The sequence below is a fragment of the Butyrivibrio sp. MC2013 genome (assembly GCF_000424585.1).
In the GTDB taxonomy this organism is placed as follows: domain Bacteria; phylum Bacillota; class Clostridia; order Lachnospirales; family Lachnospiraceae; genus Butyrivibrio.
This window is the reverse complement of sequence record NZ_AUKE01000001.1, coordinates 1-15,134: the sequence shown is the minus strand read 5'-3', so window position 1 is coordinate 15,134 and position 15,134 is coordinate 1. Positions and strand designations below refer to the sequence as shown.

The 15,134-nt window shown below is 38.8% G+C and carries 12 protein-coding genes and 1 pseudogene; 10 read left to right on the top strand and 3 right to left on the bottom strand.

Annotated features, from left to right (window positions below):
* Positions 1–8 precede the first annotated feature (8 nt).
* From G636_RS0100065 to G636_RS0100035, 7 genes are all read left to right on the top strand, one after another.
* Positions 9–1,214: a polysaccharide biosynthesis protein gene (locus tag G636_RS0100065; protein ID WP_026506341.1), complete on the top strand. Its 1,206-nt coding sequence runs from the start codon at positions 9–11 to the stop codon at positions 1,212–1,214.
* Between the two features lie 22 nt (positions 1,215–1,236).
* The gene (locus G636_RS0100060) at positions 1,237–2,415 is read left to right on the top strand and encodes a LegC family aminotransferase (protein ID WP_026506340.1); all 1,179 of its coding nucleotides are present in this window, start codon (positions 1,237–1,239) and stop codon (positions 2,413–2,415) included.
* Positions 2,408–3,460, top strand: coding sequence for a sugar phosphate nucleotidyltransferase (locus tag G636_RS0100055; RefSeq protein WP_026506339.1), 1,053 nt, complete (start codon positions 2,408–2,410; stop codon positions 3,458–3,460). The genes G636_RS0100060 and G636_RS0100055 overlap by 8 nt, the downstream gene beginning before the upstream one ends.
* A gap of 92 nt (positions 3,461–3,552) precedes the next feature.
* On the top strand, positions 3,553–4,524 hold the full coding sequence (locus G636_RS0100050; protein WP_026506338.1) for an acyltransferase family protein: 972 nt from the start codon (positions 3,553–3,555) through the stop codon (positions 4,522–4,524).
* 462 nt (positions 4,525–4,986) lie between these two features.
* Positions 4,987–6,099, top strand: a complete 1,113-nt coding sequence (locus G636_RS0100045) for an MBOAT family O-acyltransferase (RefSeq protein WP_196802982.1) — start codon at positions 4,987–4,989, stop codon at positions 6,097–6,099.
* A 101-nt stretch (positions 6,100–6,200) separates the two neighbouring features.
* Positions 6,201–7,058, top strand: coding sequence for a hypothetical protein (locus tag G636_RS0100040; protein WP_196802981.1), 858 nt, complete (start codon positions 6,201–6,203; stop codon positions 7,056–7,058).
* A gap of 96 nt (positions 7,059–7,154) precedes the next feature.
* On the top strand, positions 7,155–8,198 hold the full coding sequence (locus G636_RS0100035) for an acyltransferase family protein (protein ID WP_026506335.1): 1,044 nt from the start codon (positions 7,155–7,157) through the stop codon (positions 8,196–8,198).
* 34 nt (positions 8,199–8,232) lie between these two features.
* Here G636_RS0100035 and G636_RS0100030 read toward each other — a convergent pair whose 3' ends face one another.
* Positions 8,233–9,456 carry a glycosyltransferase gene (locus G636_RS0100030; protein WP_026506334.1) on the bottom strand — a complete coding sequence of 408 codons (1,224 nt, stop codon included), beginning with the start codon at positions 9,454–9,456 and terminating at the stop codon, positions 8,233–8,235.
* A 236-nt stretch (positions 9,457–9,692) separates the two neighbouring features.
* On the opposite strand from G636_RS0100030, the gene G636_RS0100025 reads away from it, so the two are divergent.
* Both G636_RS0100025 and G636_RS21015 read left to right on the top strand, forming a co-directional pair.
* Positions 9,693–11,189, top strand: a complete 1,497-nt coding sequence (locus G636_RS0100025) for a glucosyltransferase domain-containing protein (protein ID WP_026506333.1) — start codon at positions 9,693–9,695, stop codon at positions 11,187–11,189.
* 84 nt (positions 11,190–11,273) lie between these two features.
* Complete coding sequence (locus tag G636_RS21015; protein ID WP_051226336.1) at positions 11,274–11,807, top strand: hypothetical protein; 534 nt, start codon at positions 11,274–11,276, stop codon at positions 11,805–11,807.
* Between the two features lie 83 nt (positions 11,808–11,890).
* On the opposite strand, the gene G636_RS0100015 is transcribed toward G636_RS21015, so the two are convergent.
* On the bottom strand, positions 11,891–12,979 hold the full coding sequence (locus G636_RS0100015) for a glycosyltransferase (RefSeq protein WP_026506332.1): 1,089 nt from the start codon (positions 12,977–12,979) through the stop codon (positions 11,891–11,893).
* Between the two features lie 138 nt (positions 12,980–13,117).
* Here G636_RS0100015 and G636_RS0100010 point away from each other — a divergent pair, with 138 nt between their 5' ends.
* The gene (locus tag G636_RS0100010; RefSeq protein ID WP_026506331.1) at positions 13,118–14,713 is read left to right on the top strand and encodes an AAA-like domain-containing protein; all 1,596 of its coding nucleotides are present in this window, start codon (positions 13,118–13,120) and stop codon (positions 14,711–14,713) included.
* Positions 14,714–14,839: 126 nt separating this feature from the next.
* On the opposite strand, the pseudogene G636_RS20715 reads toward G636_RS0100010, so the two are convergent.
* Positions 14,840–15,134, bottom strand: a pseudogene (locus G636_RS20715) (IS66 family transposase); the annotation flags it as partial.

Here is a 15,134-nt window from a genome sequence, read left to right as displayed (position 1 = left end):
TGACGTAAATGTTTAATGTTGATTTGTTTGTAAATGAATATGTTACTAAAAGGGATATTTCGATGTTTCGTGAAGATATTGAGCGAAACAGAGAACTTCTCATCGAAAAGATTTCCGGTAGAAGTGTATTGGTTATTGGAGGGGCTGGATCGATTGGTTCTTCATTTATTAAGGCTATTCTCCCTTTTAAGCCGGGGTGTCTGGTTGTGGTAGATGTAAATGAGAATTCTTTGGCTGAACTGACAAGGGATTTAAGGTCTACAAAGGGCATGTTTGTGCCCGATGATTATATAACTTATCCTATGGATTTTGCTTCTACTGTTTTTGAGAAGATGTTCCGCGATAGAAAAGGTTTTGATATAGTTGGCAACTTTTCTGCGCACAAGCATGTTAGATCTGAAAAGGACATCTATAGTGTTGAAGCGTTACTACGAAATAATGTAATCCACGCAAGCTTCCTTTTGGATCTCTTGGCAGAATATCCACCCCAAGACTATTTCTGCGTGTCTACTGATAAAGCAGCTAACCCTGTGAATATAATGGGAGCCTCCAAACGAATCATGGAGGATCTGATTTTTTCATACTCGGATAGGTTTCCGGTAAAAACTGCGAGATTTGCAAATGTTGCTTTTTCCAATGGTTCTCTTCCTGATGGTTTTTTAAAGAGAATATCTAAGCTTCAACCTTTGTCAGCTCCAAATGATGTGGAGCGGTTTTTTGTATCTCAAGAAGAAGCGGGACAGATTTGTATGCTGGCTTGTATGCTTGGAGATAATAGAAGTATTTTTTTTCCTAAACTTGAAACGAAACAAATGATGTCCTTTGATAATATTGCACGTGAACTATTAAAAGCGCACGGATTTGACGTATTGGAATGTGAATCAGATGAAGAGGCAATTGATAAAGCTGAAGCATTAAGGCACGGTAGTATTGAGTATCCTGTGCATTTTTCTGGATCGGATACATCCGGCGAGAAGGCCTACGAGGAATTTTATACTGATACTGAGGTTATTGATTTGAAGAGTTTTTCTTCTTTGGGAGTTATTATAGATAAGCCGGTTCCAAATAAACATAAAATAAGTATATTGATAGATAAATTAGTACAAGCATTTGACAGGAAGGATTCAAAGCAAATTATAGTAAATATAATCAAGGAGTATTTGCCAAATTTCGAACACATAGAAAAAGGTAAGTCACTTGACGGCAAAATGTAATAATGAATGGAGATGAGAATTGATGTCTAAATTTATACCCTTATCTATTCCGAACTTTGAAGGAAACGAGAAAAAATACGTTAATGACGCATTGGATTCGACATTTGTATCTACTGTTGGTAGCTATGTTAACAAATTTGAAAAAGCTCTTGCTCAATACTTATTGGTTCCCAATGTGGCAGTATGTCAAAGTGGTACATCGGCTTTGCATTTGGCTTTAATTGAAGCTGGAATTGGACAGGGAGATGTTGTTCTTGTACCGCCATTAACGTTTATAGCAGCGGTTAATCCTGTTAAGTATCAATCTGCCATACCAGTTTTTATTGATTGTGACGATAGCTTTTGTATAGACCCGATTAAGCTCAGAAGCTTTTGTGAGGAAGAATGCCATTGGGATGGCAATCAGTTGTCGTATCAGGGAAAGGCTGTTAAGGCAATGATAGTAGTTCATGTTTTTGGTAATATGGCTGACATGAACGCGATTATGGAGATTGCGCACACATATAACCTAAAAGTTATAGAAGATGCTACTGAAGCTTTAGGAACACAATATACAGAAGGCGAGTACAAAGGAAAATTCGCAGGAACAATTGGCGATTTTGGGTGCTATAGTTTTAATGGAAACAAAATAATAACAACCGGTGGTGGTGGTGCCATAACGTCAAATGATCCTCAAAAGGTTGATCATATCAGATTTTTATCAACTCAAGCAAAGACAGATCCTGTCTTTTATGTACATGATGAAGTTGGGTATAATTATCGTATGACCAATTTGCAGGCAGCATTGGGAGTTGCGCAGTTGGAAGAGTTGCCTGAGTTTGTTCTCAGAAAACAACATAATTATGATATGTATAAGCAGTATTTACAAGACTGCGAGTATGCATCTCTTAAAGAGTTTAGGCCGGGGACATCATCTAATAAATGGTTCTATTCTATTGAAATTAATCGCAACGTTATTAAAGCTCCTATGAAGGAGATTATACAAAGAATACGCGAAAAAGGGATTGAGACTCGAGCTATATGGGGGCTTATAAATGAGCAAAGACCTTATCGTAATGAGATAACATACAAAATCACTAAAGCAAGCTACTATGCTGAACGAATACTGAATATTCCTTCATCTACCCAGATTACAGAGGAAGATATCTTTTATGTTTCAGAAGAAATAAAGGGATTATTTGAGGAAATGAGAAATGATTAATTCTGAGATTATTATTGATCCAAATACGTCTATGATTGATTCGTTAGCAATTATGGATAGAGTTGATCGTAAACTGTTAATAGTCTGTGATGGCGGTAAATTTATAGGCGTTATTAGCATAGGTGATATACAGCGTGCGATATTAAAAAAACAGGATCTCTCTCTGCCTGTAAGCACATCAATAAGAGCTAAGATAACTTATGCTATGCTGGGGGATGATATCCACACAATCAAAAAGAAAATGCATGAGCAGAAGATAGAATGCATGCCTATTGTTGATAATAATGGTGTATTGTGTGATGTTATAGAATGGGATCAGTTATTTGATGATTCAAAGGAGATAGTTAAAGTTAATTGCCCTGTTGTTATTATGGCAGGAGGAAAGGGAACAAGGTTGCTTCCGCTTACAAATGTTATCCCTAAGCCTCTTATTCCGGTTTCAGACAAAACAATAATTGAAGAGATAATGTCAAATTTTCAGAAAGCAGGAGCTGATCATTTTTATATTTCGCTTAACTATATGATGGAAATAATTAAGGATTTTTTCTCTAAGCGTGACTGTTGGAATGTCGATTTTATACACGAAACCAAACCACTTGGAACAGCTGGGGCTTTATTTTTTCTGAAGAACAAGATTGATACAACATTTTTCTTGACTAATTGTGATACTTTGGTGGATCTGGATTTGAATGATTTACTTCAGTATCATAAACGAAATAATAACATTGTCACTGTAGTTAGCGCTATCAAGACTATTCATATTCCATATGGAACACTTGAAACAGGCGTGGATGGAGTGATAAAAAATATGCGCGAAAAACCGGATTATATTTATCAGATTAATTCTGGTTTTTATGTTATGGAGCCTGAGATATTTGACTATTTGCAGAACGAAGAGTTTATTAATGTTCCCGATCTGATAAATAAACTTATAAATGATGATAAGAAAGTTGGAGCATTTCCTGTATCTGAAAAGTCATGGGTAGATATGGGAAATTGGGATGAATATTTAACTATTGTAAATAAATATTTATCTGATAAATGATTAGGATGTCATAATTGCTAAAAGATGTTTATACTTTTATCCTGGCCTATTATGAAAGAAAGAATTTTTGCTATATAGGCGGAGGGCCCTAAGTGAAAACTGAACGAAAAAAATATATTGATTACATTAAAGCAATTGGAATTATACTTGTAATAATAGGCCATATCAACTTTGCAAACTCATATTTTGGGATAAAAAGCTGGATATACTCATTTCACATGCCTTTGTTTTTCTTTGCTACGGGACTTGCTTTTAAACAATCCAGGATAAATCTTTCGTTTATCATACGAAAAATCCAAGTTCTTATAGTCCCTTATTTTATTTGGGCTATGATATATTCAGAATTAAACGGGAAGAATATTCTTTACATTCTTTATGGTAGCTATAAAACTTTAGGTTCTGCAAACTCACTCACTTCTCTTTGGTTTTTACCGACGATGCTTATAGCGGTAATTATTTCCCAAATAGTAATTAATGTTGTTCCTAATATCTACCTGCAAGCGATAATATCATTTATATTTTATGTAATAGCTATACTATTACCAGGTATGGATCACGGCTATCCCTGGTGTATTGATGTTGGTATTCTCGCAAGTTCATTCATTTTATTTGGATATATATTTAATGGCTTTTTTATTGAAAAACACAACAGAGGTATTACTACATATATAGTCTTATTCATCCTTGGATGTGCAGGAAGCCAATTGTATAGGCTCAATAATACAACCAATAATGGTTATGTTTTAATGGCCAAAAGGTCTATTGGAAACCCTATAGTATTCATTATAGTTGCTGTTTCCGGTTGCCTGATGGTCCTTGGGATGGCTAAAATACTGGAGTTTTCACCAATTAATAAATCTGTACTATCTTTTTTGGGTATAAATACTATGGCTATATTCGCAGTACATAAACCACTTATAACGGTCATGTTTAAAGTATTTTCATTAGTATCAGTTCCATGGGGAATCGAGCTGATTATGTCTGTGGTGGTGGTTACGGCGATAAGTTGCTGTATTGCGAATAGTATTAACTGCTTTGTTCCTATTCTCGGTGGAAAGACATGAATGAAAAAACGACATCAATCCTGATTGTATTCGGCCGTGCTTATTTTCAATTATTTTGGGGGATAATGTGATGCATCATTCAGATGCATCATTCTTGAGCAAATGACTTTTTTCTCGTTTGAGTTTATTATCTTTATTTCAATAGTATTTTGCGTCAATTGGCTGATTGCGGCCAGGTATAGATACATTTGGCTCCTGGCTGCAAGCTTGTTTTTTTATGTTTGCCAGGATCTGCGCTATTTAGCAGTACTGCTTCTTTTGACTATCTTTTCTTTTGGGATTTCACATCATTTAGATGGTGCGGATGGTAAAGGGAAACGTAGGACTCTTGCTTTGTCATTATCGTTGGTGCTTTTGATAAGCATCATATCTGTATTTAAATTCTTTGATTATTTTAAAAGTGGATTGCTGCACATATTTGGTGCAGCGGTTGATCCATCCACAACGCTATTTACATTATTGATGCCCATTGGCCTGTCTTTTTATGCGCTGACTATTATAGGTTATTTGATAGATGTATATAGGGGAGATACAGTTCCTGAGCGTAATATTGCCAAGTATGCGTTATTTATATCTTTCTTCCCTGCTATACTTTCCGGACCTATAGAGAGGAGTGGTAACCTCCTCAGACAGATCAGGGAGCCCGGATCTTTTGATGAGAAGAAGGTTCAAAGAGGCTTTATTACCATCCTGTATGGATATTTCATGAAGCTGTTGGTAGCGAACAGATGCGCGCTTATAGTTAATGCGGCATTTGATGATCATACAGCTCAGACAGGCGCTGCTATGCTGTTTGCTCTTATTATGTATGCTATACAGTTATATGCTGACTTTGCAGGATATTCATTGATTGCTCTTGGCATAGGCAGGATCCTTGGATTTGAACTGATTGAGAATTTCAAACAGCCATATCTTTCATGCAGCATATCAGAGTTTTGGAGTAGATGGCATATAAGCTTGTCATCCTGGCTTAGAGATTATGTATATATCCCTTTGGGCGGTAATAGGAAGGGCAAGCTTCGTAAGTCTGTCAATTTGATCATTACGTTTATTGTCAGTGGTTTCTGGCATGGAGCAGGTGTACATTATCTTGCATGGGGACTATTGCATGGCATTTATCAGGTTCTGGCAGGTATTATACAACCTGTCAGATTGCATTTTCGTGGCACTGATAAAGTGCAGCGTAATAATTGGCTTCGCAGGATTTTTCAGATAATGATCACTTTTACTTTGGTGGATTTTGCGTGGTTATTCTTTAGAGCATCTTCTTTGTCTTCGGGATTAGAAATTTTACGACTGATGTTAACAGATATGCAGTTAGGGCTTACTGTTTCGTCGGGCTCATGGCTGTTTGGGATGGAGCAGCGACGCTTTATTATATTGCTGGTAGAAATAATATTCATTGCTTTGGTGGATATTGTCCACGAAAAAGGAATAAGTATTACAGAAGTCCTCAATAAAATGACAAGACCCTTACGGTGGAGTGTATATATTGCATTTATAGTGATCATACTGATCGGTGTCATACATGATTATGGCGGAGATTCCTCGTCGTTTATTTATGCCAGATTCTAAAGCGTTATCGAAAGTTCTGTAGGTGTATTATGAAGAGTTTTTATAAAAAAGCTGCATTGCTTGCCTTTTTACTGCTTATAGTTTTGTTGTGCCTGGATATAATGTCAATGTATAAACCCTTTGATAGGATACTGGCTGATCTGACGGACAGCAGCGAATACTTTGGCGGTGGTCCGGATGAAATAATGCCGGCGATTGTCCGTGCGCAGAGTGAAGATGGAACTACTAAACTTATAATAGGTGACAGCGTGTGCAGGCAGCTTTTTAATGATCTCCAGGAGCAAAATGAAGATATTGCTATCATAGGCAGCAATGCAGCGATAACAATGTCGGGACAGTATATACTGGCTAAAGAGTATCTTGATCATCATCCTTCAGCTACAGATGTGTTTCTGATCGTGCTGCCCGCCTCTTTAAAGCAGACCTATAGCATGAATCTTGGATATACATATGCTGTTATGCCCTTTGCTTTGACAGATACACTGTATCATTTGGATGATAATACTCTGGATATTATGGCAGATACATACGGAAGACCCTTCTTGAACGGGTTGGTAGTAAAAGGTTTGCACTTATCAGCAGTCAACAGGAAAATATATCTTAATTATCTTGCTGATCACTCTCATAGTTACAAGCTTTCATCCCCCTTTGAACTGGCAGATCAGTATGTGGGTAAAATCGCAGAGCTTTGCAATGAAAGAGGAGTCAAATTTCATTTATATCCCTGTCCTGTATGCGAGAGTAATAAAGATTCTGCAGAAGCAATGTCAGAGCAATTTGCTTCATCTAAGTTATATGAGATCAATCCTGACTATTTTGATATGATAGATTATTTTTCTGCTGACCAGTCTCAGGACGGAGTACATTTCGATGGGAATGTATATGATAGGGAAATGTTTAATAGCATTATCATGGAAGACTACAAAGGAGAGGTGCTGTTGGATTATTTGAAATACTGAAGTCTTCAGAATAAATCGGTTGAGGATAAAGGTCGCTGCGAATATACTATAGTTATATGATGATTACAGGGGAATGATCAGGACCTAGGGGGGAGCATGTCACAACGACGTGAACAATGGATTGATAATATGCGAGGGTTGGCAGTGCTGCTCGTGCTGCTTAATCACACACCTGATACTAATATAGTAGAGAATGCTCTGCTATCAATGTATATGATTCCGGCATTTTTTCTTGTATCAGGTTATCTGACCAAATATGAAGGGAAGGGCGCGCCTTCATTTTTCTATAACAGGATAGTCAAACTCTTCCTGGTATATGCTCTATATGGGCTATTGGAGCCGTTTCTCAGCGTGTCTGAGGTGAAGAGGATCATCCAAAGTCCTTTACTGATCATGAGCAAGCTATATGGAGCTGTTCGTAACGTGATCTATGGCAAGTGCTTTTGGTTCATTGCCTGCCTGATTCTTGTTAACATCATTTTTCTGCTGATAAAGAGTTTGTCCAGATCAAATGACCTTCTGCTACTGATCTGCAGTGTTGCTGTTTCGATAGTTGGATTTGGATTATCTATAGCTATTGGCGGGGAGAAGCGGATATGGAGCGCAGATACTGCCCTTGTATGCCAGCTTTTCTTTGTGATGGGGCATTTGCTAAAGAAATATGAAAAGCCGCACTGGTACAGTCATCTAAAGGTAAAAGCTTTACTGACCGGTGTTGCCTATATACTTATAGTATTGTTTGTAGGTAGCCGGTATGATTATTCTCTGGTTACAGTGGGCGCGGCTAGAAATCTTTGGGGCATGCTGCCGCTTACTCTGCCTCTTATTTTCCTATGCTTGATATCGGGCCTTTTCTCATCGCGTTTGTTTCCGGGCTTGAAGCTTTTGCCTTTCTTTGGGCAATACTCCCTCCTATACTTTGTTATAGGCAGTCACGGTATGTCTGTTGTTAATAAGATCTTTGAGTATCTGGCTGATAAGACGGGGCTTGGTATTCTTTCAAACAGAGCTATCGTTAATCCAATAATAGCTTATCTTGGGGCAGTGGTATTGATACCTGTTTGCTGGCTTGTAGGTAGATATGCTCCTCTTTTGAACGGGAGCTTTCACATGCCCCGGATCCGCACGGCAGATAGATGATGGGATATCTATGAAGGCAAGGCGCCTGCGAGCTTTATCTATTACCACCCGTCTCATTCAGTAGCTTTATCCACTCTTCTCCAATATGATCCTTGTCATATCTTTCCAGAGCTTCTTTGCTTAGTTTGGAATAACGAGATCGCATTTCCTCATCGTTTAACATCATTTCTATGGCTTTGCTCATGATCAGATAGTTCTTGTCATTAGGGTCATTGCTGCAGGTAGGGATCAGAATGCCGTATTTGCCTTTTTCTATACTGTCTGTGAGATACATCGGGTCAGTGTCAGGAGCCAGTATTTCCCTCGCTCCGCAATCTGTAGATATACAGGGCAGGCCGCAGGCCATGGCTTCTAAGAGAGCATTAGGCATGCCCTCGGCTCTGGATGACAGGACAAAGAGGTCTGCTGCTGCTAGGTATGAAGCGACATTTCTTTTTTCTCCCGCCAGGAGTACTTTATCTTCCAGTTTATTTATTGCTATATAGTTTTCCAGGTCTTTTCTGAGCGGGCCATCGCCCACGATTACCAGGACGGGACTCTTGGCGATAGAAGAGGAGCCGGCATCTGCTTTGGAATAGATACTATCTTGCTTTAGTTCATCAAGAAGCTTCTGAAAAGCCTTGATCAGCTGTAATTGAGACTTGGCTTCAAACAGGCGTGCAACATTCATAATCACGAATCTGTCTTTGACAAAGTCCGTAAAGGCTCTATCGTCAACCTGGTTGATTTGGGGCCTGCTGACAGGATTTGGGATCTCTATAATCTTATGTGGATCTATACCAAAGAAGCTGGTGAGATCGACTTTGGCTCTTGCAGATACGGCAGATATCCTGTCGCAATTCCTATAAGAAATAAGCCTGTATTCTTTTTGCAGTATATTATTGACGAACCTGGATTCTTCATTTCTGACAGAGACGATCTGCTTCTCGCCTGTTCCTGACAGGACGTTGATGATATCAGCACCCGAGAGGAAGCTGACGCAGACATCTATTCCAAGAGATTTTTTGATAGCTCTCATCTCTTTGATCTGCTTTAATACATTGATGCCCTTGGAAAACTTATTGTCTGTCTTCCTTGAATGATGCTTCATGATGATGAGATTTTTCACATCACTCTCGATATCCGGATCACTGTATACAATACATAGCCATGACTCCCATCCGCAGTCATGGCTATTAATATATTCATGTACAAATCTTACTATTTTCTCAGCACCGCCGTGGCTGAGATTATGGGTAAAAAATAATACTTTTTTCATAACGTATTCCCTTTATCGAATATATCGTAAAAATGTGACTGACACATCGTCTTGACTATTTTATCAGAAAAATCCCTTTGAGTGTGGCACGGATTCCGCTGATGGCAATTAAATCGTAGTCGAATGTGAGTATAGGATACAGGCGATTTATTTAAAAGTGCTCTTGACCGTGTATTTATGCGGGTGATAATGTGATAATATCTAAAATAATTTAATTAATTAAGGGGCAGGAGAATATGATCCAAAAGATGAGTCAAAAAGATACAAAACAATACTTCTTTATGTTGCTTGGAGTGTATCTTGTGGCTTATACCGCTTTGTTTCGCGCTGATTTTACTTATGCGGATGATGTGAGGAGAAAGGCTTTTGGCTACCATGGCTGGCTTGATTTTTCCAGATATATCAATACTTTTGTCTCAAGTATCCTCCATGCGGATTGGTACCTTTCTGATATTTCGCCCTTACCTCAATTGATTGCCGTGATCATTCTTTCGCTGAGTGGCCTTATGCTTATTTGTCTGTTCTTTGATGTGAGCACTAAGGCATCATTGCTGGAGAAGATCCTTCGAGTGGGTGCTGTCGCTCAATTAGGACTGTGCCCGTATTTCCTGGGGTGTATATCTTATAAATACGACTCGCCCTATATGGCCTTCGCCATTGGCATCAGTATTCTCCCATTTATGTTTAGTGATAGCTATGGAAAAAAGTCCCATTGGCGTTATGAGATAATATCCTTTATATGCATAATAGCTATGTGTTCATCATATCAGTCGGCATCCGGAGTATATCCTATGGTTGCGCTTTTTTATGTGGCACATCTGCATACTCATAAAGGAAAGTCGATCATAGACTCCCTTTTATTCCTGCTTCGTTCGGCAGTTGTATATATTGCAGCATTGCTCTTTTTTGCCGTTGTATTGATGCGCCATGAGAACACAGAGCTTTCACATCTTGGCGCAGGTTTGATTTTTACACGATATTCCACATGGTTTTCATGCGTTTTATCTGATTACAAGAACAGCTGGTTACTTCTGATCATTCTTTTGATAGTTTTGGCTTTGGTGGTACAGGTGTTTTATTCTCGCTTGCAGCTAATGTATAGGTTGTTTATATGGCTTTTGGTATTACTGCTTGCAGCGCTGCTGATATTTGGAGCGCTTGTTGTCTTGCAAAGGGACAATTATTATCCCAGGTCTATGATAGGTATAGGCGTATATTTATCACTGGTATCCTGCATTGTGATATCAGATAGATTTCATATTATCTGGCTTGATAGAGCGCGATATATTTATTGTCTGATTCCTCTGGCACTGACATGGTGCTTTTTGATCTATTCATTGACTTATGGCAATTGTCTTGCTGAGCAAAAAAGATATACAGACATGCGGCTTCAGCTTCTACTTCAAGATATAAATGAGGTGGAATGTACAATGAATGGAGAGATAAATAAGATAGCAGTTAATGGAACGCTAGGATTATCTCCAATAGTCCAAAGGGTAGCAGGAGATAACAGCTTGCTGCATGAGCTTATGGTCTACAATATTCCGGGAGAAGCACCAGAGGGGACGATTTGGTTCATAGAATATTTTGGACTTAGTAGGTATGAACTGGTATCGTGGGATGATCATGCTGATAATTCACAGCTCGTTGCCAGGAGGCTCTTTTATGATCTGTATAGATCAGATGATGTCCTGATGATAGAGTGGAAAAAAGAAGCCCCTGCACAACGATGATGTTATTAGAATTCTTATATCTTTTTATGATGGTTATGATAATTGTTGGATTGAAAAGTGTTGGGAGTGGCGATTGAGGATTATATGAAAAATAATACACTTAGGAATATAGTTAGGTATATCAGGAGGTTTGAAGTAAGAAATGCAATGAATATTTCTTGGTATTCCAAAAACAATCAAACTTTTGGACTTAGGCATTTTGTATGCAGGAGAATAGCAAAATATTATTATAATAAACATTTTATCAAGCTTGGCGGAGAAGTTAAGGTTGGTAAAGGGCTGTATTTTCCGCATCCCAATAACATAGTAATTGGAGGAAGTTCTCATATAGGAGATTATGTGACTGTTTTCCAAAATGTTACACTTGGACAGAATCGTAACCAAGGTAAATATCCTTGGATAGAGGATTATGCAGTAATTTATACAGGAGCTACAATTATAGGTGATGTAAGGGTTGGAAAGGGAGCGGTTGTTGGTGCAAATGCTGTTGTAGTAAAGGATGTTCCTGATTATGCTATTGTTGCAGGGGCACCAGCAATCAAGATTGGTGAAAGAGAGCGGCCTATAGTTGAGGGTGGAAAACCATCTAAAGTAGAATTTCCCTATTTGGAGTATTAGTTTGTTGCAATGGACAGATGCTAAATGACTATTGAACAAAACGATTGCTTTTGGATAGGGCATGTATTTGTCATTTATAGTATTTATCTGTTAGTAAACACTTTTATAAACTCCCTCACCTTAGCTTCATTGGATAGCTTATCCCTATATAATCTGCAGTTCTCTACATAAGATGAGTTATCTCTATCAATGTCAGCCAGCTGCTTGCTGCTGATCTTCTCTGCTATGATGCCAAGGCTGCCTTCTATGATCTCAGGTGTATTAAGGGGCACAGGAGTGGAGACCACAGGTGTACCGCAGGCAATGGACTCTATTATGGAGATCATACTGTTGTCTTTTTCAGTATTGATCAGCATTGCCTTTGCATGCTGCAGATAGGGCAGCATCTTGTCGTGGCCAAGCTTCCCGGTGAAGACCACACGGTCGCTGATAGAGAGACTGCCGGCCAGCTCTTCCAGCTCTTTTCTTTTGTCACCGTCTCCTATGATGACCAGCTTGCTGAGGCTTTTGTTGCCATATTCACTAAAAGCCCTGATGATCCCATCTATTCTCTTCCTGGCTATCAGCTGGGATACCACGACGAAATAATCTTCCTTTTCCCCGCAAAAAGCGAATTTACCAAGGTCTATGCCATGTCCGATCACAGTCTCTGATACATTATGGCAATAGCGTGAAGCAAATTCTTTTGCTGCCTCTGACCTGCCTATGACCAGGGTATTTCTCATGCAGATACGTGCAATGATGTTATACCAGATTTTGGAAGGTATCTTATGCATGAGATTATTGTGCTTGGCAAGCTCATGCCATATGATGGTCTTGCCCTTACCGAGTCTGACTGCTGCGAGTGTGTGCAGGGCGAAGATCTCTCCGCTGATGATCATATCTATCTGATCAATGTTCTGTCTGATATATTTTGACAGCTCTGGCATATAGGGGATCCTATGGACCTTGAATATACGGGCGAGCTTGCATGGTGCCCATATCACCTTAAAGGGATAATCTTCCTCCCCGGTGATCTTATAGGACTCAGCCATAAAGAGTGTGACATTATGACCTTCCCTGACAAAAGCCGAGGCAAGGCCGTATATCATGGTATCCTTTATGGAGCCTGCTCTCTTTATATGCTCAGTTTCTGAGGTATATGGAATTGGATTTATTATTAGTATATTCATATCACTGACCATTCTATCATTTTTTGGGCTCTAAGCCTATGGTATAATTGTGGCGAGCGTTGTAGGAAGATATCAGGGATGATATTATTATGTATAGATGACGTGATAAATGGCGATACAGTAACGAAGGGGATATGCGTGAAAACATTTAATACAACTGCGGTGTGTGTTCCAACAAAACATTACATGGTTGATCTTTCTGAAAGAGTTGGAGAGATAACTAAGCAGCTGGTTGATACTGGCAAGTATTTTACTATTAATAGAGCACGTCAGTATGGAAAGACAACTACACTTACCGCGTTAGAGCAGTATCTTTCGGATAGATATGATGTTATAAGTATAGATTTTCAGGATATTACCGGTGCTGATTATATTGATGAGAATCAGTTTGTAAAGGGGCTTGCGGGAGTGCTCTGTGATGCAAAAGACAGTATGGACATTGCGCTTCCGGTGAAGTATTATGATTTGCTTAAAAATCTTTCATTGCAGGAGAAAGATGCTAAGCTCAATGATATTTTCAGGATATTTGAGGAGCTGTGTAAAGAAGCAGACAGACCCATTGTATGGATAATGGACGAAGTTGATACTGCTACTAACAATCAGGTTTTTCTTGATTTTTTAGGAAAATTAAGATCTGGATATTTAAAAAAAGAAAAGAATCCCAATTATAAAACCTTCCAATCTGTTATCCTTGCAGGAGTGACGGATGTCAAGCACCTTAAGTCTAAGATACGTGGCGAGGCGGATTCCAAAGAAAACAGTCCATGGAATATCGCTGCGGACTTTACTATTGATATGAGCCTTTCGGCAGATGGTATAAAAGGAATGCTGGATGAGTATGAGGCAGACCATCATACCGGAATGAATACTGAGGAGATGGCAGGCATGATCAGGGATTTTACTAATGGGTATCCTTTTCTTGTCAGCCGTATCTGCGAACTGCTAGATACAGAGGTGAGCAAAAAAATAGTAAATGCAAAAGATAGATGGACGAGGGATGGTATAGATGAAGCTGTTAAGATGATACTATCTGAGGACAACACTTTGTTCCAATCGTTGACAGGAAAGCTTAATAACCTTCCTGAATTAAAAGCCTCTCTCAGGAGTATCCTCATGGAAGGAACCAAACTTACATGGAATCCGGATCAGAGGGATATCGTTCTCATGCAAATGTATGGCTTTGTCAGAAATGCCAATAATAGCGTAAGGATAGATAACAGGATATTTGAAACAAGGTTGTACAATCTTTTTCTTTCTGAAGAAGAGATGAAAAGCAGTGTGTTTTTTAGAGAGGGTGACCTTGCCAAAAATATATTTGTTGAAAACGGCAAGCTAAATGTACGTCTTATTCTGGAACATTTTATACAGACCTATCAGCAGATCTATGGCCCGCTTGAGGATAAATTTAAAGAGAAGGATGGCAGAGAACAGTTTCTTCTTTACCTAAAACCCATTATCAATGGAACTGGGAACTATTATATTGAAGCTCAAACGAGAGACCAGAAAAGGACAGATATCATAATTGATTATCTTGGACACCAATACATCATTGAATTGAAAATCTGGCATGGCGAGCGATATAACGAAAGTGGAGAAAAGCAGATAAGTGAGTATCTTGACTACTTTAATCTGACTACGGGGTATATGCTCAGTTTCAATTTTAATAAGAGCAAAGAAATCGGAGTTAAGAGGGTTTATTTTGGTGACAAGCTTCTGTATGAGGCAACAGTTTGATATAAGGGAAAATATATAATTCAATGATTTAAAGCATGGGAGCTTCACTATGATGGGGCTCCTTTCCTTTTGGGTTACTGTTCAGACCCCAACTTGAGATAAAAATACCGGTGATCTAGACTTTTATCAGTCGGACCACCGGTATTTTCTATCAAATATCTCTGACACATTCGTGTAAATATTGCTGGGATCATTTTCGCGCAGCGTAACCAGCACACCCAATCCATCGCAGTAATACTCTAGACTGCTGAATGACCGGTATGTCATGACCTGCTTGATTTTACGTTTTACCTTACGAGCCTGACGCTCACTTAAGTTATTATTGTGCGGAACTCTTTTATCATGAAGGAACAGCAGATGGTTATGCATGTATTTCTCCATTCGTTTATACAGGTTGTAACCATCCTTATAATACTTGCCA